Annotated in this window: 20 protein-coding genes and 1 pseudogene; 9 read left to right on the top strand and 12 right to left on the bottom strand. The window is 42.7% G+C overall.

Going from position 1 to position 22348, the window contains the following annotated elements:
* Nucleotides 1–50 precede the first annotated feature (50 nt).
* Nucleotides 51–560, top strand: a pseudogene (locus HWQ38_RS31860) (Rpn family recombination-promoting nuclease/putative transposase); the annotation flags it as partial.
* A gap of 189 nt (nucleotides 561–749) precedes the next feature.
* Here the strand turns inward: HWQ38_RS31860 and HWQ38_RS31855 are convergent.
* Together HWQ38_RS31855 and HWQ38_RS31850 are read right to left on the bottom strand one after the other, a co-directional pair.
* Nucleotides 750–2513, bottom strand: a complete 1764-nt coding sequence (locus tag HWQ38_RS31855; RefSeq protein WP_292801840.1) for an ATP-binding protein — start codon at nucleotides 2511–2513, stop codon at nucleotides 750–752.
* Nucleotides 2514–2685: 172 nt separating this feature from the next.
* Nucleotides 2686–2922 (bottom strand): hypothetical protein, encoded by a 237-nt coding sequence (locus tag HWQ38_RS31850; protein ID WP_292801838.1) that lies wholly within the window; start codon nucleotides 2920–2922, stop codon nucleotides 2686–2688.
* 644 nt (nucleotides 2923–3566) lie between these two features.
* On the opposite strand from HWQ38_RS31850, the gene lepA reads away from it, so the two are divergent.
* The 3 genes from lepA (at nucleotide 3567) to HWQ38_RS31835 (ending at nucleotide 8326) form a co-directional block, all read left to right on the top strand.
* A complete protein-coding gene (gene lepA, locus HWQ38_RS31845; protein WP_292801836.1) occupies nucleotides 3567–5378 on the top strand; it encodes a translation elongation factor 4 in 1812 nt (603 codons plus the stop codon).
* A 336-nt stretch (nucleotides 5379–5714) separates the two neighbouring features.
* Nucleotides 5715–7037, top strand: coding sequence for a D-alanyl-D-alanine carboxypeptidase (locus tag HWQ38_RS31840; RefSeq protein ID WP_292801834.1), 1323 nt, complete (start codon nucleotides 5715–5717; stop codon nucleotides 7035–7037).
* A gap of 71 nt (nucleotides 7038–7108) precedes the next feature.
* Complete coding sequence (locus HWQ38_RS31835; protein WP_292801832.1) at nucleotides 7109–8326, top strand: HhoA/HhoB/HtrA family serine endopeptidase; 1218 nt, start codon at nucleotides 7109–7111, stop codon at nucleotides 8324–8326.
* Between the two features lie 555 nt (nucleotides 8327–8881).
* On the opposite strand, the gene HWQ38_RS31830 is transcribed toward HWQ38_RS31835, so the two are convergent.
* From HWQ38_RS31830 to HWQ38_RS31795, 8 genes are all read right to left on the bottom strand, one after another.
* On the bottom strand, nucleotides 8882–9106 hold the full coding sequence (locus HWQ38_RS31830; protein WP_292801830.1) for a type II toxin-antitoxin system mRNA interferase toxin, RelE/StbE family: 225 nt from the start codon (nucleotides 9104–9106) through the stop codon (nucleotides 8882–8884).
* A gap of 57 nt (nucleotides 9107–9163) precedes the next feature.
* A complete protein-coding gene (locus tag HWQ38_RS31825; RefSeq protein ID WP_292801828.1) occupies nucleotides 9164–9391 on the bottom strand; it encodes a hypothetical protein in 228 nt (75 codons plus the stop codon).
* Nucleotides 9392–9439: 48 nt separating this feature from the next.
* Complete coding sequence (locus HWQ38_RS31820; RefSeq protein WP_292801826.1) at nucleotides 9440–10342, bottom strand: MBL fold metallo-hydrolase; 903 nt, start codon at nucleotides 10340–10342, stop codon at nucleotides 9440–9442.
* An 11-nt stretch (nucleotides 10343–10353) separates the two neighbouring features.
* Nucleotides 10354–10737: an aspartate 1-decarboxylase gene (gene panD / locus HWQ38_RS31815; protein ID WP_292801824.1), complete on the bottom strand. Its 384-nt coding sequence runs from the start codon at nucleotides 10735–10737 to the stop codon at nucleotides 10354–10356.
* Nucleotides 10738–10883: 146 nt separating this feature from the next.
* Nucleotides 10884–11396: an inorganic diphosphatase gene (locus HWQ38_RS31810; protein WP_292801822.1), complete on the bottom strand. Its 513-nt coding sequence runs from the start codon at nucleotides 11394–11396 to the stop codon at nucleotides 10884–10886.
* Nucleotides 11397–11847: 451 nt separating this feature from the next.
* On the bottom strand, nucleotides 11848–12033 hold the full coding sequence (locus tag HWQ38_RS31805; protein WP_292801820.1) for a hypothetical protein: 186 nt from the start codon (nucleotides 12031–12033) through the stop codon (nucleotides 11848–11850).
* A gap of 900 nt (nucleotides 12034–12933) precedes the next feature.
* Nucleotides 12934–13905, bottom strand: a complete 972-nt coding sequence (locus HWQ38_RS31800) for a DUF362 domain-containing protein (protein ID WP_292801818.1) — start codon at nucleotides 13903–13905, stop codon at nucleotides 12934–12936.
* Between the two features lie 154 nt (nucleotides 13906–14059).
* Nucleotides 14060–15481 (bottom strand): aspartate ammonia-lyase, encoded by a 1422-nt coding sequence (locus tag HWQ38_RS31795; protein ID WP_292801816.1) that lies wholly within the window; start codon nucleotides 15479–15481, stop codon nucleotides 14060–14062.
* A 137-nt stretch (nucleotides 15482–15618) separates the two neighbouring features.
* Here HWQ38_RS31795 and pgsA point away from each other — a divergent pair, with 137 nt between their 5' ends.
* Nucleotides 15619–16140: a CDP-diacylglycerol--glycerol-3-phosphate 3-phosphatidyltransferase gene (gene pgsA / locus HWQ38_RS31790; RefSeq protein WP_292801814.1), complete on the top strand. Its 522-nt coding sequence runs from the start codon at nucleotides 15619–15621 to the stop codon at nucleotides 16138–16140.
* Complete coding sequence (locus HWQ38_RS31785) at nucleotides 16137–16361, top strand: type II toxin-antitoxin system HicB family antitoxin (RefSeq protein ID WP_292801812.1); 225 nt, start codon at nucleotides 16137–16139, stop codon at nucleotides 16359–16361. The genes pgsA and HWQ38_RS31785 overlap by 4 nt, the downstream gene beginning before the upstream one ends.
* A 147-nt stretch (nucleotides 16362–16508) precedes the next feature.
* Here HWQ38_RS31785 and HWQ38_RS31780 read toward each other — a convergent pair whose 3' ends face one another.
* Nucleotides 16509–17582: a glycosyltransferase family 4 protein gene (locus tag HWQ38_RS31780; protein ID WP_292801810.1), complete on the bottom strand. Its 1074-nt coding sequence runs from the start codon at nucleotides 17580–17582 to the stop codon at nucleotides 16509–16511.
* A 517-nt stretch (nucleotides 17583–18099) separates the two neighbouring features.
* Here HWQ38_RS31780 and HWQ38_RS31775 point away from each other — a divergent pair.
* Nucleotides 18100–19419, top strand: coding sequence for an ABC transporter substrate-binding protein (locus tag HWQ38_RS31775; RefSeq protein ID WP_292801808.1), 1320 nt, complete (start codon nucleotides 18100–18102; stop codon nucleotides 19417–19419).
* Nucleotides 19416–20330 carry an LD-carboxypeptidase gene (locus HWQ38_RS31770; protein ID WP_292801806.1) on the top strand — a complete coding sequence of 305 codons (915 nt, stop codon included), beginning with the start codon at nucleotides 19416–19418 and terminating at the stop codon, nucleotides 20328–20330. The genes HWQ38_RS31775 and HWQ38_RS31770 overlap by 4 nt, the downstream gene beginning before the upstream one ends.
* Here HWQ38_RS31770 and HWQ38_RS31765 read toward each other — a convergent pair.
* The gene (locus HWQ38_RS31765; RefSeq protein WP_292801804.1) at nucleotides 20313–21038 is read right to left on the bottom strand and encodes a hypothetical protein; all 726 of its coding nucleotides are present in this window, start codon (nucleotides 21036–21038) and stop codon (nucleotides 20313–20315) included. The genes HWQ38_RS31770 and HWQ38_RS31765 overlap by 18 nt on opposite strands.
* A gap of 223 nt (nucleotides 21039–21261) precedes the next feature.
* Here HWQ38_RS31765 and hemE point away from each other — a divergent pair, with 223 nt between their 5' ends.
* On the top strand, nucleotides 21262–22323 hold the full coding sequence (hemE, locus tag HWQ38_RS31760) for a uroporphyrinogen decarboxylase (protein WP_292801802.1): 1062 nt from the start codon (nucleotides 21262–21264) through the stop codon (nucleotides 22321–22323).
* The last annotated feature ends 25 nt before the right edge of the window (nucleotides 22324–22348 follow it).

Genomic DNA, 22348 nt, shown 5'->3' with positions numbered 1-22348 from the left:
TCTTCCCAGCACCGCCCTTCGGGACGGTGTGGGGCTGCTGTCGGAAATAGCTCAACGGAAACCAAGTGCATCGCGTGTATCTGGATGAATTAGGGGATATTCGCCAATTACCTTTATGGGTAGCGCTGATGGTGTTAACTACTGTAGCAGAAGAATAAGCACCACAAGAAGCTAGATATTTACTTGAGCGTTCTTTTGTTGAACAGTCTGAAACTGCAAGTCGCGTCATAATAGAGATGATCACGACAATAATGGTGTACAAGTTTGAACAATTAAGTCAAAGGGATGTAGAACAAATGTTAAGTATAACACTACAGCAAACGCGAGTTTATCGAGAAATCAAGGAAGAAGGACGACAAGAAGGACGCTCAGAAGGACGACAAGAAGAGGCAGCTAATCTTGTAATTCGTCAGTTGACTAAACGATTTAGGCAAGAATTCTCTGAGGAAATACGCTCCTCAGTTTCTAATTTACCTTTGCCTGTTCTAGAAGATTTGAGCGAAGCACTATTAGATTTTACCAGCGTGGCTGATTTACAGGCTTGGTTAGAAGCGCAATGATAACTCCCCTAGTTTAAGCCCTAGTACAGCTATAGTGAGCGTTTCAACAGTCCTGATGTCAAAAGACTTGAGTTAAAAAACTTTTTGATTATTCAATAACAAAAAGCTATAAGCACAGGCATAACTAATTAACCTGTCTGATTTCATTATCTGTAAAAGGATTAACAAAACCTGGTTATCAAAGAGGCTCTAACCTATACAGTCTGAATCGCTATCACTAGATGAAACCATAACTGGTTGTTGATATAGTGGCACTGTAAATGTGACTGTTGAGCCAAGTCCTTCGCCCAGACTATAAAAATGTACCTCGCCGCCCATTGCTTCCACTAGCTTCTGGGATATTGCCAGTCCTAAACCTGTACCGCCGTAGTGGCGAGTGCGAGAGCCATCCACCTGAGAGAATAATTGAAACAGTTTATCTTGTTTGTCTAAGGAAACACCGATGCCAGTGTCTGCCACCCGGACTCTCACCATGCCAGGAAATTCCTGACCTTGAAAATTCGGCTTTGCTTTTTTGATTACTAAATCGGCGCTGACGGTGATGCCGCCCTCATGGGTAAATTTGATGGCATTACCTACCAAATTGAGCATAACTTGTAGCAACCGTTGGTAGTTGCTTTGGACAATGATTTCATCGGAGATAGCAGGCATTTGCATCCGAAAGCTGAGGTTTCTCATTTCTGCTTGGGGACGCATGAAATTTTCCACAGCACTGAATAGCTCATCTAGCTTGACTGGAGCGTAAACTAGCTCCATTTTACCAGCTTCGATTTTGGCAATGTCCAAAATATCGTTGATGATATTTAGCAGATGTATCGATAAGTGATGAGCTTCTGCCAAAAATTGGTTTTGTTCTTCTGGGTCATCTGCCATCCCTTCCAAAATCAGCTTCAAGAAGCCAATCATGCCGTTGAGGGGGGTACGAATTTCATGGGATACATTAGCCAGAAACTCGCTTTTGAGCCGGGAAGCTTCTTCGGCTTTTTGACGCGCTGCTTCTAATTCTTTATATAAAGTAGCATGGGCGATCGCAGTTCCCAATTGATCTGCGGCTTCTTTTGCCAGTTCTAATTCCGATTCTGTTAATGTATAGCATTCATCCTGCCAATTCAAGGCAACCAATCCATTCGCCTGGTCTTGATAGCAAGTCGCAATCACCAAAGTTTTCTCCCGCCCAGACTCTTTGTATCCAGCGACTTCCATCACAACTGGTTCTAGGGTTGCCAACACCTGAACAAAGGCAGGCTCAGAAGCTATATCTATTTCACAGCCAAGCATTGATTTGAGTTCTGGCTGGCGATACTCAGCCTTCACCTCCACTTTTGAGCTAGAGGGCTGATAAGGACAAATAATGCAGCGCTCTAGCCGCAGTGCTTTCCCCAAACTGTCAACTGTTTGCTGCCAAATAATATCTAAATCCAATGTCCGCCGAATATTTCTGGTAATCCGATTTATCAGTTTTTGGTGTTGCTGTGAACGTATTGCCAACTCTATTTGTGTGGGCGTTTTACATACAACACGCACTTGTTTTTTGTTAAGTGTCGCTTGTACTAATCGTCCCATTACTAAAACTGTAGTGGCAGCCGTTCCCAAACTCGGCATAATCGGACTAATCACTAAGTCCAACTCAAATAATTCCTGATGGTAGCTAAACCAACACTGAAACCTTTCTGGCACCAAACTGATCAAAATTCGCTGCAATCGTTCCAAATAAGTAACCTTATCCACCGGGGCAAAGGTTTGGGTTTGGTTCAATTCGTCAACTATTTTTTCGGTATTTAACCCCAGGAGTTCGCTATGCTGCCAACAAAAGGTCAGATAGCGCCCTGCCACATCTTGCGTATATACCAACTCCGCTCCTAGAGTTGGTAATGAGTCATCAGTCTTACTGGTAATAGATTCCAGTTTTTGGGAAAATACATTTGGCAATTGGGAATTGGCAGTAATAATCATTAATTGAGTTGGATAAGCAAAGGGTATCCGACCGTAATTTTACTAAAACTGCTCAAATTTTGGCATAAATTTTTACAGCTTTTTCGTTTTTTGTTGAGTATTTCTTGGTGTTTTGAAATGCAGATTGGCAAACTTTACTTTTTTAACTTGCATTCACAGCTGAATGATGGTGTCAATCGTTCCATTCACCACGAGGAGGAACGGAAGTACGTACAGGGGTGCGCGTCAATTCATCATCTCTGAGGATTTCACCCCGCAACCACTGGCGAATCGCCACCTCAATCACTTTACTTGGGTCATTGGTAAGATGCTGGATTTGCTCTAGTAACTTGGAATCTAGGCGGACAGCAATTTCTACCTTATCCGCTCGTGTGTTTTCCGCTTCGGTAGTTTTCTCTTGCATATTCATAGGTTTGATATACTCTGAATTGGTTTTGTTTAAAGCTTTGTAAAGTAGTTATGTTGATCATTTGGGCTAATTCACTGAAAAATATTTAAGGGAACAGTTATATAGTTCCCCGAAATAGCACCAAACTAACAGCTTTAAGTTTCAAATCGCATTTTTCATATAACTGACTAGACAATGGCTTTAGAAGTTTTGTCGGTAAATCAGTGATTCTGGACGATTACGGGTGGTAATTGCCGATGATCCCTAGATGATCCCTAGATGTACTTATTTACATTTATTGTACGCTCCTAGCTGATCAATACCAGCACAGACAAATAGACTTTCATAATATTCTTAAAAGTCCACCTATTTAGATCAAAAGTTAAAGATCGGCAAAGAGGGGCATTGGGCACTTGTACTGAGCGAACGCGAACAGCGTCTGGTAGAGAAGTCGTTGGCGTAGCCTAAGAAGAGAAGTATTGGGCATTGGGTATTGTCGGGAAATAATAACTCCTGTTACAGCCGCGATTAATCGCGTCTCTACTTCAAACTCCAAACTCCTAACTCCCCACTAAAAGCTAGGAGCGTCTTGGCTAAGAAAGCATTAAAATACATTAAGTAAATTGCTCTTTTAACTTTGGTTGCTGCTAAGGCAAAGATAGTATATGACTGACGTTCCCGCAGTTCGCATTCGCAATTTTTGTATTATTGCTCACATCGACCACGGGAAATCAACCCTCGCCGATCGCTTGCTGCAAGCTACTGGCACTGTTGCAGACCGGCAGATGAAGGAACAGTTTCTCGACAATATGGACTTAGAACGGGAGCGTGGCATTACAATTAAGCTGCAAGCTGCCCGGATGAACTACACAGCTAAAGATGGTCAGCAGTATGTGCTGAATTTAATTGATACTCCTGGACATGTGGATTTTTCTTATGAAGTCTCCCGCTCTCTTGTTGCTTGTGAAGGAGCGTTGTTAGTAGTGGATGCGTCCCAAGGTGTGGAGGCGCAAACTTTGGCAAATGTATATTTAGCCTTAGAGAGTAACCTGGAAATTATCCCGGTTTTGAATAAAATCGATTTGCCTGGGGCTGAACCAGAACGGGTAATTGGCGAAATTGAAGAAATTATCGGTCTAGATTGTAGTGGGGCGATTCTGGCCTCTGCTAAAGAAGGAATTGGTATTGCTGAGATTTTAGAAGCAGTTGTCGAGCGGATACCGCCACCGCCCAATACGATAAATGAACGTTTACGAGCGTTAATATTTGATAGCTATTACGATAGTTACCGGGGAGTAATTGTGTATTTCCGGGTGATGGATGGCACCGTGAGAAAAGGCGATCGCATCCATTTAATGGCATCCGGTAAAGAGTTTGAAATTGATGAGTTAGGTGTCCTTTCTCCTACTCAAAAGCAAGTCGAAGAACTGCACGCTGGGGAAGTAGGCTATTTGGGAGCGTCAATTAGAGCTGTAGCCGATGCACGGGTAGGAGACACAATTACTCTAAGTAAGGCGAAAGCAGAGTCACCCTTACCAGGCTATGCAGAAGCAAAGCCGATGGTTTATTGTGGGATGTTCCCCATTGATGCTGACCAATTTGAAGATTTGCGGGAAGCCCTAGAAAAGCTCGAACTCAACGATGCAGCGCTGCACTACGAACCAGAAACTTCGAGCGCGATGGGGTTTGGTTTCCGTTGCGGGTTCTTGGGTTTGCTGCACATGGAAATTGTCCAGGAACGTCTAGAGCGAGAATATAACCTAGATTTAATCATTACAGCCCCCTCGGTGGTTTATAAGGTGATTACCCTCAAAGGTGAGGAACTGTACATCGATAATCCTAGTCGCTTACCTTCTCCCAACGATCGCGAAAAAATTGAAGAACCCTACGTCCAAGTAGAGATGATTACGCCGGAAACCTATGTGGGCAGCTTGATGGAGTTGTCACAAAATCGCCGTGGTATCTTTAAGGATATGAAATATCTCGCCCAAGGACGAACTACACTTACCTATGAGCTACCTTTGGCGGAAGTTGTGACTGACTTTTTTGATCAGATGAAGTCGCGATCGCGCGGTTATGCCAGCATGGAATATCACTTGATCGGCTACCGTGAAAATCCTCTAGTGAAGCTGGATATCATGATTAATGGCGATCCGGTGGATTCCTTGGCGATGATTGTCCATCGAGATAAAGCTTACAACGTTGGGCGGGCAATGGCAGAAAAACTCAAGGAACTAATTCCCCGCCATCAATTTAAGGTGCCAATTCAAGCATCTATTGGCAGTAAAGTTATCGCCAGCGAACACATTCCCGCCTTGCGGAAAGATGTGCTAGCCAAGTGCTACGGTGGTGACATCAGCCGGAAGAAGAAACTCTTACAGAAGCAAGCAAAAGGCAAAAAGCGGATGAAATCTGTAGGTACCGTGGACGTACCCCAGGAAGCTTTTATGGCAGTATTGCGTTTGGATCAAAGCTAACAGGACTTACGCAAAAAGGCAGTGAAAGGCTTGATTTACCGTAGTGGCAATTCATGAATTGCCCCTACATTTCGTACTTGATGCGTAAGTCCTGGCTAATTTAAAAGTGCTTAATTCTGAGAAACGATTGGCTGCTTGCGGCTACATAGAAAAACCTAACCGCCCAGCCTAGTCTGGGCGGTTAGGTTTTTGATTACTGATAAATAAATTCACTGCTATACCCTACTTACACATCAGAAAAACACCAGTTATTATAACTCAAGACTGATTATCCTAAAAAAGCTTGTATATTAGCACAGGAAAGAACATCTCAGAATCCTAACAGAGGAATAAAATATGCTGGAATTATTGGGTTCAGGTTTGGTGTCGCTTTGGCTGGAAATGGCCGGGGTACAAATCAAGCATCTAGATGCCTTAGATGCTTTGACTTGGCAAAGTAGCCCTGGCTTGGTTCTTGCTCCTGATCCCAATCCAGCTGGGGCGAATACGGTGCAGGAATATTTGAAAAAGCTGATAACATCAAAAGTGGTAACGCCAAATCTGGTTGAGAATCAGGGAATTTGGATGCAGTCGGGACCGATGCTGATGGCAAATCACCAAGGTACAACACCTCTGCCTGCTGCTTCTTTAACCAAAATTGCCACGACATTAGTTGCTTTGAAAACTTGGGGGCCAGATTACCAATTTGATACTTTGGTCAGCGTCACTGGGCCAGTGATAAATGGAGTTGTGCAGGGCGATTTGGTGATTACAGGCCGTGGCGATCCTTTGTTTGTTTGGGAAGAAGCGATCGCTCTTGGTAATACTCTCAATAAAATGGGCATCAAGCAGGTAAAGGGAAATTTGATCATTAATGGCAGTTTTGCCATGAATTTCCAACGTCAGCCGATGCTGGCGGGTATGATGCTCAAGCAAATACTAAATCGTGCAACTTGGGGTCGCCCTGCTATTTACACCTACTCAATTATGCCCAAGGGAACACCCAAACCTCAAGTTGTGATTACAGGTGGGGTAAAAGTTGAGTCCCAACCAAATCCTCAACAAACTTTATTACTACGTCATCGCTCGTTGCCCTTGAAGCAATTAATCAAGGAAATGAACGTTTACAGTAACAATGATATGGCAGAGATGCTGGCAGACTCACTAGGGGGAGCAACTGTGGTGCAATCAACCGCCGCCAGCCTTGCTAGGGTGCCACAACAGGAAATTCAATTAATCAATGGTTCTGGACTAGGCCCGGAAAATCGCATTTCCCCCAGGGCTATCTGTGCCATGCTGATGGCGATTCAAATTGAGGCATCTAGCCATCAACTAAATGTAGCTGACTTGTTCCTCATGTCTGGATTTGATCACCGAGGGACACTACACGCCAGACACATTCCCTTGGCGACTGTGATCAAAACTGGTACCCTGCGGGATGTAAGCTCTTTAGCGGGAGTGATGCCCACACGCGATCGCGGTTTGGTTTGGTTTGCGATTATCAACCGGGGGACAAATGTCTGGGGTTTGCGGACTGGACAAGACCAACTATTGCAAAGTCTTGTCAAACAATTACAACTACCTTTGGCCGTTCCTGCTGCCATTACTCCCCACTCAGCGATCAACTCTTTACCCCAGCTAGGCGCAACTAGTCGGAATGAAATCTTGTTTAAAAGTTAGGTAAAAATAACTGTATATAGATTTGTCACAACTAAGCAACAATTAAGCTTATAAGAATGTTGGCTGTGATTATGCGATTTCCCAAAATATACCGATCTCTACGTCAACTTACTACTGATGTGTTCGCGATCGCGCTCGGAGTTGTGCTAATAGTTAGTACATTTCAAGTGTTACCTTCCCAAGCCAAATCAGCACCCAGTGTAATTCCTGGAGATACTTCAAAACTAATTGACCAACGGCAATCACCAACCACTGCTGCGATCGGTGGCACTAGCTTTGTCACAGCAGCAGTGAATCGTGTAGGCACAGCAGTTGTCCGCATTGATACTGAGCGGACAATTACTCGTCGCGTTGATCCATTTTCGGAAGACCCCTTTTTCCGGCGGTTTTTTGGTGACGGTTTTTCCCAACAGATGCCTTCTGAGCAGCAGTTGCGCGGTTTAGGTTCAGGTTTCATTATTGACAAAAGCGGGTTAGTTCTGACTAATGCTCATGTGGTCGATAAGGCTGATAAAGTAACAGTCCGACTCAAAGATGGCCGCACCTTTGAAGGGAAAGTTCAAGGTATTGATGAAGTCACAGATTTGGCAGTAGTCAAGATTAATGCTGGTAACGATTTGCCAGTTGCGCCCTTGGGTTCTTCCAGTAATGTTCAAGTCGGAGACTGGGCGATCGCAGTTGGTAATCCTTTGGGATTTGATAACACCGTTACCTTGGGAATTGTCAGTACCCTCAAACGTTCCAGCGCCCAAGTTGGCATTAGTGACAAACGTTTGGACTTCATTCAAACAGACGCCGCGATTAACCCTGGTAACTCTGGCGGGCCACTATTAAATGGGCAAGGTGAAGTGATTGGCATTAACACAGCCATTCGTCCTGATGCAATGGGTATTGGGTTTGCGATTCCTATCGATAAAGCCAAAGCGATCGCCATGCAACTGCAACGTGATGGCAAAGTTGCTCACCCTTATTTGGGCGTACAAATGCTAACTTTGACACCCGATCTTGCCAAGCAAAATAACACCGATCCCAACTCTCCGATTCAAATACCAGAAATTAATGGTGTTTTTGTCATGCGAGTTGTCCCCAATTCTCCAGCTGCATCTGCGGGTATCCGGCGCGGGGATGTAATTCTTCAAGTTGATGGTAAAGCTATTACCAGTGCTGAACAATTGCAGAACTTTGTGGAAGACAGCCGTCTTGGTCAAGTATTACAGGTGAAAGTCCAACGGGGTAATCAGACACAGCAGCTTTCAATACGCACAGCTGAGTTGCAAAATGCTTCGTAGAGGCAACATAGCCAATTTTAATTGTGTGGAATAGTAGGGGCACAGCAATGCTCATGCGTGTCAACTTAACGTAAAACCCATGTCCCACAAGGAACTGAAGTTCCTTGGCTTTTAGCGAAAGTCATCTCAAGATGACTAAATAATCTGAAAAATCTTTAGTCTACTTGAGTAGACTTTAGCTAAAAGCCAAAGAAATTTATTTCTGGGCGGGCGTGGAAGTCAACAAGCGATTTCTAGCTTAAGTTGACACCAATGAGCTTTTTCTGTGCCCTTACCACATGTTGTAAGCTGATAAAACATCTAATTTGCATAACCTAATAAAAGATAACTCTTGTGGGGTGAGCAGGGTTCGATTGTTCCTGAGCCTTGTCGTACCACTTGCCTATGGGACGCTACGCGAACGTAGAAGCAAGATACGCGTAGCGTCCCGCAGGGAAGGACTGAGCGACTGATCTTGTCGAAGTGTTACGCCAAAGTCTTACCCGCCCTAATTATGCAAGTTAAATGTGGAACAGCTTATCAAAACGAGATCCGCCTAGTCATATCACGACACAGTTAATAAACTTCATCATGCGTCCCGATGTCGAGCAGAACAATGGCTTCACTATTCGTTTCTGCATCCAGTTCAATGGAGAAGACAACACGACAATCATAGCCGCAAGAGCAGGACTGAAGACCGTCGAGTTTGCCGCTCAGTTTGTGGGTGCCCAAGGCTGGGGCAAATACGTCTGCTTCCAATTTCTTGAAGCGTGTCTTCAATGCGTTGCTGGAGTTCAGCATTTCGCTTCACAAACTTACGGAATGCTCGTTTGAATTTTGGGGTCAAAACTAGCAGTCTCATTTCTCCGGTTCGTTTAAAGACTGGCGTAATGCTGAAATAACATCTTGGGCTGACTGATGCCGAAACTTCCCTGTATGGAAATCAGCTAGGGTTTGTTGGGCATCCGCCGCTATTTCTGCACGACGATTTTCGTGGTGGCGGTTTTGGAGAATCTTGAGCAGCAAGAAATGCTGCTCGGAGGAAAGTTGCAAAGCGTCTTTCAGCACTTGTTCGAGAGTACTCATGATCGAATTAGACTATCAACTGCTCTGAGAAACTTGATCGTGTCTAAATCACTTCCCAACAGTTAAAACTAGACCTTCATGAGCTAGTATTGCTTGAGGAAAAGCAGATTTAACATCGACTTGAACTTGCTCAAGAAAATCATCATGGTCATCTGGGTGATGATCAGAAATGGCTAACCGTTGAACGCCAGCATTCACAGCTGCATTCACCGCAACTTGCCAGAGTAAATCAGCCGAGTCATGATTGTGAGACGTAGGGGGACTGTAAGTGGCATTGGCAATCAGCAAGTCAACGCCTTTAATAAATTGTAAAATCCGCTCTCGCTCCACTTGATCTGCATTCTGGTGCAAATCCGTGACATAAGCAACACTATACTCTTGCCAAGTAACACGGTAGCCAACTGACTTCTGAGTTTGATTAATTAATGCAGTTGTAATGGTGACATCATCTAGCTTTACCTCAGTGTCTGGAGTCAGATTATAAAACTGCAATTCCGACTGCATTACCTGTAAAGGGTAAGGAAAGTGTGGCTGGAGCATCTGATCATACAGGCATTGTTTGATTGAGGCTCCATTTGAGGCAGCTGTGCCGTAAATGTGAAAACAATTTTCACCAATAAATGCGGGAGCGAAAAAGGGAAACCCTTGAATTCGATTTGCTTGGCAGTTGGTAAAAAATAAATGCGCTTCTAGTGGCTGTTGCAGTTCTTGCCAAGTTTTACCCAGTATGCGTAAGCCAGTGCCGCCATCAAAAATCAAGCGTTTCCCAGCTACACGCATTTCAACACAAGCAGTATTACTACCATAACGGTTGGTGTTGCTACTTGGGGTGGGGATCAAACCCCGTACACCCCAGAATTGCACGAGAAATTCACCTGCTGAACTACTTGGCAGGGTAGCTGACTTTTCTCTTATGTAGCTTTGGGAACCCGATAACTCAAAATTTGACATTTTCCTTGAAATTAGACCTTACTGAGCAGGTCATCGTAGCGTCGTACTTCCAACAACCTGTTTTTTTCGTCCACAATGACTACCGTCGGAGAGTAACTTTTTAACTCTTCTGGAGTGAACTGCCCGTAAGTCATTATAATCAAGCGATCGCCAATAATGCCCAGACGTGCCGCACCCCCATTTAACTCAATGATTCCTGAATGGGCTGGAGCTGCGATCACATAAGTAATAAAGCGCTGACCGTTGGCACTATTAACTACTTGCACCTGCTCATAAGGTAAGATACCAGCTTTTTCTAAAAGGATTTCATCGATGCTGATACTACCCACGTAGTTGATATTCGCTCCTGTGAGGGTGCAGTTATGAATTTTTGCCAAAAGGAGAGTGCGCTGCATTTTTGGTTGGGGATTAGTGGCAGTTTTTCCGATCCGTAACAAGCGAAAGTTATTAAAGTTAGGAGTTAGGAATAAAAATTCATAACTCCTAACTCTTAACTCCTGTAGAGACGCGATTAATCGCGTCTCTACTCTTAACTCTCCTATTATCCTCTATAAGCTTTGACGGATTTTTCTACTAAAGCTGCAACCTTGTCTACATCTTGCCAACCGAGAATTTCAGTCACCTTTTTTTCCAAATTTTTATAACTACGGAAAAATTCGGCAATTTCATCTAAACGGTGTGGTGCTAAGTCTTTGAGTGATTTTACTTGAGTGTAGCGCGGATCTTTGTCAGGAACACAAAGGATTTTTTCATCGCGATCGCCACCGTCAATCATCTCCAAAAAGCCTATCGGTCGTGCAGCAATCACACAGCCTGGAAAGGTTGGCTCGTCAATTATCACCATACCATCTAGGGGATCGCCATCGTCAGCCAAAGTATTAGGTACAAAGCCGTAGTCATAGGGATATTGTACCGAGGAATAAAGTACTCGGTCTAGAGCAAAAGCTTCTAGTTGCTTGTCGTATTCGTATTTATTTTTACTTCCGCCTGTAATTTCGATCAAAACGTTGATTATGCCTGGTTTCGGTTGGGCAGGAATACGAGATAAATCCACAAAAAACTCCTCTGATAACAGTGAATTATAGGGGCACTCAGTCAGTTTCGCTCCCCGTGTAGAATTTTAGTGCAATATGGATCTCTTCCCAAGGTATTCATTCCACACCATTGGGAAAAAGGAGGCAGTAGGCAGGAGTTCTTGAATGCATGAATTATTGAATTTATTTCTCCTCAGCCCCTTGAATTAGCCAAAAAAGCGAAAAAGCGTTGCCAAGTTTCCTCGCAACGCTTTTTATAAGAGGGTATTATGGATATCCTCGGATTTTGATTGCTGTTGGAGGCATTTCTGCCCCTCTTGTGTGAATAAAACTGAAATCTAGCTGTAACCCCACAATACAGATTCAGCTTATTCTTGATGGACTACATCCAAATCTCCAGAGGTTGTCTCAAAATCAGTTTTCTGATTTTTTGTGGCTTTCCTGTTGGTGAAATGCTACTGGAAAGCTTTATCAATCTTTACTTCCTTGGAGGTTTTGGATCAGGGGTTGCTGGTTATTTTCAAGATTACTTGAAGAATAGTGGGCGATGACAAATACAGGTAGGGTGAGAGTTAACAGTGCGATCGCAGTTCCCACAATGTCTGCCAAACGTTGGGAATATGTGTCGGCATTGGCAGACTGGCTATTTGAATTCATACAAAATTGAAGTTCTTCGTAAGACTGTGTAGGTCTACTCTCTTATGGAGAGTCTTGATACTATTTTAGCTATCTTTACCTGATAAAATGTCTGGCATTTTACCAGCTATACCAGTTTTACAACTGTCATAATAGCCTTTTTATAGAGGGAATTGTTAATACAAAGTTACAAGTCAACAAATCATGTTTTATTTTGTGATTAATATTTTGAGATGTTTCTCTGTATGGTGTAATGGTTCGCATACGCAAAGCCAAGTTTAACAGCATCAGAAATTACATTTTTTCGCTGATTAAAGATTAATTAGCAAAATGTATTTCTTTGATACTTTATAATTATAACATCCTGCAACGCCTTTGAGAAGGTCATTTTACTGAAATTGCTAATTTGTGATACAGAACACAAATTAGCAAAAGCACTGATAGATATTCAGTATTTTTGATTTTTCTACAGTAGTTATACTTAAAAATATTTGGCACAAAAAAAACTGGTAGGATTGATTTTTATAACCACTCATAACTACCGCATAAATACAGATACCTCAACTGTCTTGTGCAGCATGGATTCAGTGATATCACTAAAGAAATATTTCAGAATTTCAATCTTCCAGTTTAGGTAATATCACAGAAATTTTGTCAATCTATATATAGGTAGATTGACACTCCTGTTTGAATTTGGTTCTTCAGTACATATTATGCTGGACTGTTAAATAAAATCCGTCACTTGCCTTGAAAATCAAGCCTTACAGGGAGTTATAGCTTCAATTTCAGAAATCTTATCTCAAATGCTAAGATTAACGGCTGTTATTATTGCCCAGCAAGGATTTTAAGCTTATTGACAGATGTACTTAGCATAACAAGTACTGAAGAACCTTGAATTTTGAATTGATTTCTCCCGACTTCTTACTCTCTTCGGTAAACACTCATTGGTTCCTTGATAAATCGGGTGTAAAGATGCTTAAACGTAGACTTAATTACGCGGGGCATACCAAAATCGATCGGCATCAACTTGTCTGGTAGCCGCCAATCTTCTATTTTTAATAAGTCAGGATTTAAATGCGGAAACTCGATCTCAGCAAGTTCTGGACAAACTCCTAGTCTTTGGGAAGCTGCAACTGTAGGCACTTGTTCAGGAGGAACATTGAGGATTTCTACCATTGCCCGATCTAAAGCAAATATATCTGATGCGGCTGCTAAAATCCCTAGTTGGCGAGGTTCGCCGTTGCTGGGGCCATTACCTTCATGACCAATTATGCCATCTAATATGGTTAAATTAGGGTTAATTGCTCTGGCAGTTTCTACTAACATTTCACCAAATCTATTGGCGTCTTTTCCAGCTTCCATATGCCACCAAGCTTTCATTTTGCCGGGGACGCAACCAAACAAGTTTTTTACGCCCAATGTTAATGTCAACTGCATATGTGATTTCACTTTAGGTAAATTAATCACTACGTCTGCTTCCATTGCTTCTTTTGACAGTCGCAGATGGTTAAAATTATCACTAACGGTTTGGTAACGCTGACCGTGAAAATCAATAATGGGAAGATTGAGTTCTTCTAAAATAGGCAGATAGCCGTTTGCCATTGCTACGCCCTTGGCACTGCCAAAAGCCGGACTATCGCCTAAAAATGGCTTACCGCCAACCTCAATTACCATCTGGGCAACTTCGTAAACTAGTTCGGCACGGGTGATACACTCTTTACCAGGACGCGTCCCTGTAAGTAGATTCGGTTTGAGTAAAACGCGATCGCCTTTTTTCACAAACGCTGCCATTCCTCCAAAAGGTTCCAGGAGAGTGGCTAAGGATTCTCGTAAAGCCTCTCGTTCGTAGGATGTAGCCCGAATGAGACTAACAGATGGTTTTTGAGTTTGCATGGATAGATAGGGGAGTTAGGAGTTTGGAGTTAGGAGTTTGGAGAGACGCGATTAATCGCGTCTGTACAGGAGTTTGGAGTAGGGGGGACAAGCAATGCCCAATGCCCAATGCCCAATACTTCGGCTTCGCTCAGTACAAGTGCCCCATAACCGATTATTCTGTTCTGAGCGGTAAGATACCACTCATTTGTTCTAGATTTAAGACTGTGGCTAAGTCTGTTTCACTCATAAATCCTCGTTCTAAAACAATTTGGCGCAGGGATTTACCTGTTTCTAAAGATTCTTTGGCGACAGCTGCGGCGTTTAAATAACCGATGTGGGTATTTAGTGCGGTTACTAAAGCTAAACTGCCTTCGGCATAAGCTAAACAACGTTCGCGGTTAGCTGTAATTCCCTGGATGCAGCGTTCGGTGAGTGCGGCAATGGTATTTCCCAGAATTTCGATACTGTGAATCAAGTTATAGGCAATTAGCGGCATCATCACATTTAATTCTAATTGTCCGGCTTGTGCGGCTAATGCGATCGCACTGTCATAACCCATTACCTGAAAACATACCATTGATGTCATCTCTGCCATGACTGGGTTATATTTCCCTGGCATAATCGAGGAACCGGGTTGCACTGGAGGCAGTTGAATTTCTTTCAAACCTGTTTTTGGCCCCGAATCCATCAGCCGTAAATCGTGAGATATTTTAACTAAATCCTGCGCTAAGTTGCGTAAGGCACCAGAAACATTTACAAATGCTGCCATACTTTGCATGGCTGCCATGAGATGGGGTGCAGGTTCTAAAGGAGTGTCAATCAATTCTGAGAGAATTTCTACCACACGGGCGCGATATAGAGGATGAGTATTTAACCCTGTTCCGGCTGCACTACCTCCCAAACCCAGCACCATCAAATCCCCAGAGGCGGTGTAAATCCGGTTTTGATGTTCTGTAAGGATTTGCGCCCAAGCCTGAAAATTCTCACCCAAACGCACGGGTACTGCGTCTTGTAAATGGGTTCTGCCAGATTTAACGATATCTTGAAATTCTCCAGCTTTGTTTTCTAAAGACGCGATCGCACTATCTATTGCTGGGTGTAATGTCTGGGATAATGCCAATAAACCACCAATGCGAATTGCCGTAGGAATCACATCATTGGTAGACTGCCCATAATTAACGTGATCATTGGGACTAACACGTTTGTAATTGCCCTTTTCTTCACCAAGAATTTCTAAGGCGCGATTTGCCAGAACTTCGTTGACATTCATGTGGTGGGATGTTCCTGCACCCGCCTGATAAACATCCACGACAAATTGATCGCGGAATTTCCCAGCCAATATTTCATCAGTTGCTTGGATAATCGCCTGACTAATATCTTGAGGAATGCAATTTAGTTCACCATTCACAATTGCTGTCGCTTTTTTAATTATTAGACAAGCGTCTACGTAAGTATTTAGAGGCTTTATGCCGCTAATTGGGAAGTTTTCGATTGCCCGCAGCGTTTGAATGCCGTAATAAAAGCTACTAGAAATTTGGCGATCGCCCATCGAATCGCGTTCGATACGGAATTGGGAGTCTGTTTGTTCAGTCATAGTATTATTTTAAGAGAGCTACAGAAAACAGATTTTCCCACGCAGGCACACTCAGATACACTAATCTGCATATATTTTGCATATTTGCTTGGCTGCTTGTTGCTTTACACTTGTTAACTTTGATTTTTGAATTCCCTATGAGCATACCCAACTGGATTACTTTCTCTCGCTTATTAGGGATACCATTTCTGCTTTACGGTTTATATAATCCCACACCTCAAGCTAAGTGGATATGTTTAACGATTTTTCTGATTGCGGCATTGACTGATTGGTTAGACGGCTATTTGGCGCGGAAACTCAACCAAATTACTGACTTGGGTAAATTTCTTGATCCTTTAGTCGATAAATTGTTGGTACTTGCGCCGTTGCTGGTTTTTATTGAACTAGGAAAAGTGCCGGCTTGGGGAGTGTTTTTGATTTTAGCGCGAGAATTAGCGATCGCAGGTTGGCGAGTAAATCAAACGACAATTACCGGGGCGAATATTTGGGGTAAACTCAAAACTGTTAGTCAAATAGTTGCGATCGCACTTTTGATTGCACCTCTGACTGAAGTGTGGCAAATCCCATCTTTGATTGCCTTTTGGATTTCTGTTGCCCTGACTTTAATCTCTGGGGGTATTTATCTTTTGCCGCAGAAAGCTAGCACTGAACAGGAATGAAACCACAATATAGTATTGTAATTCAGTGGTCGATGGAAGATAAAAAGTACATTGTCAGCCTACCTGAGTTTGACCCGTATGCACACACTCATGGAAATACCTACGCGGATGCTCTCAATAATGGTGAGGAAGTGCTGGAACTTTTGATTGAAGATTACCAAGCACAAGGGAAACCACTACCAGAGCCTTTGACTGCAAATGTTTCTTTTCAGTTTATCTAAGGGACTGACAAATAAAAAAATACTCAACTACTTCTTGTGGGGTGGGCATCTTGCCCGCTCATAGCCAAAGGCTCTCGTGTCGCCCACCCCACAAGATTGGATAATTTATTTATTGGAAGTCCCTAAGTTAAAGAGATCAGTACTCTATCAGTTTCTCAAAATTTTTTGAAACCACGCTTCGGTGCGATCGCCCATAGCTTCTAAAGAGTATAAAGTTTCTGCTTGCTGCCGACAAGCTTGACGATCAATTTCATCCAAATGCTTAATTGCTTCCACTAAACCTTGGACACTATCAGGTTCCACCAAAAAACCAGTTTTACCTTCTTGAACAATTTCTGTTAAACCACCCCGACGATAAGCAATTAAAGGCACTCCACAAGCAAGCGCTTCTATTGCGACATTTCCAAATGCTTCTATCCAACGAGGAGTTACTAAAACTGCTCGACATTTACCTAACTCTTTTTGTAGCTCAACTGTTGGTAAAAATCCGACATATTCTATGGGAGCATCAGGGTATTGTTGACAAATCTTTTCCCAGTAAGATACATCCTGTTTTAACCCGAATATTTTCAGTGTAATACCGGTGATTTCGGCTGCTGCTACTGCATCTTCTAGTCCTTTTTCAGGAGCTATCCTACCTACCCAGGCCAAGCTTTGAGTTGGTTTGGGACAAAATTGATAAATAGATAAATCCAAACCATTTAGCAGACAGTAACATTGTTCTGCACATGAAAAGGTGGCCGCCTGTGATTGAGTGTAAACACCAATAGTATTTGGAAACTCAATTGCCACACTTTCAATAATCTGATCCATTGCATCTGTCAAAGAACCCATACTGATAAAATGGGCGATCGCACAGTTAAAAAATGGTGTTAAATATAGTGGCAACCAATCATAAGCAAAATTCACAATCAAATCATAATCTGCTTGGACTTGGCGAGCATAATCCCACATATTCGCTAAAACAGAATTTTTTAGCATAGTAATTGGGCTATTACGGGTCTGATTTTGTGCTGGTGTCTGTAATTTTCCAGCAATTTCTTTCACAGTAAATTGCTGCATAACAGACCCCTGCGGTGCGACAATTTCAACCTTATGTCCCCGTCGCGTCATCTCTTGGGTAATGTTAAATAGTGTCAGTTCGACACCGCCTCCAATGCCTGTACCTATCGCACCAACAGGAGTAGAAATAAACAATAATTTATATGCTGGTATTTGCATAATCTTATTTTCACCAGTTTTTTTGAATTTTTCTTAGTTCGATTTTACTGTTTATATATAAATCTTCAGAATTAACTAGCATCCTCTGAGGATGCAGAAGTAAATATAAAATTTCTAAAATAGCCATTTTATTTGCTTCATCAATATCCAAACCCCTAACTATTTAGTATTCTATTTGCACTTGCGAGAAATTATACATGATAAATATGAATTTATCGCAATCTGATTCGATACAGGAACTTACTCGTAAAGACTCTGAATTTTTAACTGGCAAGCCCAGACTGTCTAATTAGTATTTTTAACAATTCAGGGAGAAAGAGAATTATTAAACACAATACCTTCGCAAATTTACGAGTATTGACATAAAACAAACCTAAGATTTTACAACCTTTTTTGCAAGATGGCAAAAAACTGAGTGAATAAAATCCTGTATAGTTTTTGTGGAGCTAATTTTGACCGTCGTCTACGTCTGGGTGGAGTTTTCACGTTTTGCCTAATAATCAAGCACACACTTGACATGAAAGTTACCCTTTTGCAATCCCAAATTCTGAATTTTTCTCGCCAGTTGAGCAATTCTGCTTGGCGGCTTTTGCTGATGGGAATTATTCTGAGTATATTTTTATCTGGTTGTCAGGGGACAGTCCAGAAGAATGACGGAGTAATTCATCTGAGTCTATGGCAATCAATCAATCCCCCTAGTAATCGGGATGTGTTTAACAAACTAGTAGATAAATTTAATCAGACTCATCCTGATGTTCAGGTGGAATCTATCTTCATTGGTCAACCCCAATTACCAAAAATATTAACAGCAGTTGTGGGCAATGCGCCTCCAGATATTCTGTCATTCGATCCTCAATTGACAGGTCAGTTTATGGAATTAGGGGCAATTCGACCTTTAGAAGAATGGGTAGACAAATTGCCCTTGAAGTCGGAAATTAGCCCGAACCTATGGGAGGAATTAAAATTAGATGGTCATCTTTGGTCAATCCCACTTTATACGAGCAATCTAGGCATTTTTTACCGACCTAAACTTTTCCAAGCTGCGGGAATTACCCAAATTCCTCAGACTTGGGAAGAGTTGAGGGAAGTTGCTAAAAAATTAACCATAGACCGGAATGGCGACAATCGACCTGAACAATACGGAATATTACTGCCTTTAGGAAAGGAGGAATGGACTGTCTTTAGTTGGTTCCCCTTTTTATTGAGCGCTGGCGGGGAGATTGTGACGAATAATCGCCCAAATTTGATCAATCGCGGTGCGATCGCAGCCTTACAATTTTGGCAAGACCTATTAAAAGATGGTTCAGCAACTCTTTCTTCCCCAGAGCGAGGTTATGAAGAAGACGCTTTTATTGCAGGTCGCGTTGCGATGCAAATCACAGGCCCTTGGACTTATATAATGAAGTCCAATGTTGACTTTAACGCATTCTCTATACCTGCAAATCTGAAGCTGACGACGGTGACAGCTACTGGAAATATGTATTTGATGAAGACTACACCAGCAAGAGAGCAAGCTGCACTCAAATTTTTAGAGTATGTCTTGAGTGAAGAATTCCAAACAGAATGGAGTATGGGGACAGGTTTTTTACCAGTTAACCTCAAATCTGCCCAAAGTCAGGCTTACCAGAAATTTATCCAGCAAAAACCTGTCTTGAAAGTCTTTATTAACCAAATGTCTATATCAGGTTATCGACCAATCATTCCTGGCTATAGTCGTTTATCTGACAGTTTAGGTAAAGCCATCGAAGCCACGATGTTAGGCGCTTCTCCAGAAACAGCACTCAAACAAGCCCAAGCAAACCTCGACTCAATTTGGGACTCTCTACAATCTAGATGATATCTAAAATCCTACCACCACCCCTGAAACCTGGTGACTTGCTACGAGTTATTGCGCCCAGTGGTGCTTTACGAGAACTGGAGCCGTTTGCACGGAGTGTGGAAATTTGGCGAGCGCACGGCTATCAAGTAGAAATCAGTCTGCAGATAGATGACAAATGGGGATATTTAGCAGGCACAGATGAGGAACGCCGTAACCAGCTAGCAGCAGCATGGCAAGATCCAGATTGTCGCGGTATCCTTTGCGCCAGAGGTGGTTTTGGTAGCACCCGCATCTTAGAAAATTGGCATTGGCAACAAAATTCAAACCTTCCCAAGTGGTTGATTGGCTTTTCTGACATCACCGCCCTTTTGTGGAGTCTTTATAACATCGGGATTTCCAGCGTTCATGGCCCAGTGATGACAACTCTCGCCGATGAGCCAGATTGGTCAATCGAGCGATTGTTCAATTGGGTAGAAGGGCGAGATATCAACCCTCTCAAAGGTTATGGTTGGGGTGGCGGGATTGCTACTGGCATTTTATTACCAGGAAATCTCACAGTAGCAACTCATCTTTTAAGTACACCAATGCAACCAAATTTCGATGGTGTGATTTTGGCACTTGAGGATGTCACAGAAGTACCTTACCGCATCGACAGAATGTTGACACAATGGCGTTTAAGTGGTTCTTTAGCAAAACTTCGGGGGATTGCTTTGGGGGGTTTCACTCGCTGTCAAGCCCCGCCAAATGTACCTAGCTTTAGTGTGGAAGAAGTTCTGCGCGATCGCTTAGGTGATTTGGGGATTCCTGTTGTCTCTCATCTACCTTTTGGTCATGATAGCCCGAATGCAGCCTTACCAGTGGGTGTAGAAGTAACTCTCGATGCAGACCAAGGAATATTAAAAATTCATAATTTATGTACGGCGATGTGAATTTATTTTCAAGGTACACAAGCCAATTGCTGGTACAATTCCCAGAATTATTGCTGTAAATAATTGTCCACTCCAATACAAGATAAAATTACGGTTTGCTTCTGGAATCAAGTTTTGGACAACAAAAAGCAACCAAACCAAAATAGTGATTAATAAAAAAGAGATTGAGGGTAAAAAATTCCACCACCAAACGCCAGCTGTATATCGCCTCAATACCAGCCATTGGCAAATCCCCAGCCAAATTCCAGAAATTATATATGCGATCGCAGATAAAAATCCCAAAATAAAAGTTTCTTTAGGAGATGATGAGACAATGGTTGAAATATACTTAATCCAAGCTGTAGAAACACCGTTGGCAATCAGCCAACCTACACTAGTAGCAAATATCCACTGCCAACCCGGTAAATATCGGTAAAGGATCAGGCTCTGGTCAGCTGCGAAAATCACGGCAAATACAACATTACTCAGACTTCTGACCAAAATGCTCCATGTTTGTGGTTGGATAGCAACGCCAGTTGAGAGACTTAGGAGAATAATTTTCTCTAAGGCGATACTGGCAACGCCACCCACAACCCATCCAATAAGAGTCATTAAGGTAAACTGAATAAAGAACCTCTGTCGCTGCGATCGCGGAATCAAAAACTTTCCTGGGTTAGGCTCGTTATTAGCAGATGCAACATGATCGGGACTGTTAGAGTCAGTTTGCATATAAACTTGGGAGAGTGGAGAGTAGGGAAAACAGACAAGAGTAACGAAATTCTTTTATATTCCAATTTCTTTCTTGATTCTTGTTTTATCCCATTTTTGAGTTCCGACTCCCCCTTGCCGTGAAGCGACTAGGGCTTTTGCTGACAACTTGCTGAAAAAGCGTAATCCCAGAATGATAAGCTAAACAGTGGCATAAAAATTGTGACTTAGGATGAAGTAATAAATGGGTGTTTCTTCAACGACTCCTCATCTCTTACGGGCTGCTCGTGGTGAAGTAGTAGATCGTCCCCCTGTATGGATGATGCGACAAGCGGGACGATATATGAAAGCATATCGAGACTTAAGAGAGAAGTATCCTTCATTTCGCGATCGCTCGGAAATTCCAGATGTAGCAATTGAAGTTTCCTTGCAACCGTGGAGAGCCTTCCAGCCAGATGGAGTAATTTTATTTTCTGATATTGTCACCCCATTACCTGGTTTGGGCATTGACATGGACATCGCCGAAGGTAAAGGGCCAATCATTCACTCGCCCCTCCGCACAATTGAACAAATTGATCGCCTGCGTCCTTTAGAACCAGAAGCATCTCTACCATTTATCAAAACAATTTTGCAGACGTTGCGCTCGGAAGTAGGCGATAAATCAACGGTGTTGGGTTTTGTGGGTGCACCGTGGACGTTAGCAGCTTATGCAGTTGAAGGAAAAGGTTCTAAAACCTACTCCATCATCAAAAATCTGGCATTTTCCGAACCAACGATACTGCATCAATTATTAGCTAAATTAGCAGATGCGATCGCCATCTATGCCCGTTACCAAATCGATTCTGGCGCTCAAGTTGTGCAAATGTTCGATTCTTGGGCGGGTCAGTTGAGTCCTCAAGATTATGATACCTTTGCTCTCCCCTATCAGCAGAGAGTTTTCCAGCAAGTCAAACAAACCCATCCCGATACACCTTTGATTTTGCTAGTTAGCGGTAGTGCGGGTGTGTTAGAAAGAATGGCACAATCTGGCGCTGATATTGTCAGTGTAGACTGGGCAGTGGATATGGCAGACGCACGAGCCAGATTAGGCAAACAAGTCAAAGTTCAAGGAAATCTTGATCCAGGCGTACTATTCGGCTCTAAACAGTTTATCCGCGATCGCATTCTCGATACCGTTCGCAAAGCTGGTAATTGGGGTCACATTCTCAATCTCGGTCATGGTGTCTTACCAGAAACACCAGAAGAAAATGTCGCTTTCTTCTTTGAAACCGCAAAGGAACTTAATCTTGCAGGAGTTAAGAGTTAGGAGTTATGGGTTATGAGTTAAGAGT

Origin of the sequence: Nostoc sp. NMS7, assembly GCF_017115085.1 — a bacterium.
Taxonomy (GTDB): domain Bacteria; phylum Cyanobacteriota; class Cyanobacteriia; order Cyanobacteriales; family Nostocaceae; genus Nostoc.
The sequence above is the reverse complement of the archived record's forward strand: the minus strand, read 5'-3'. Positions and strand labels throughout refer to the sequence as shown.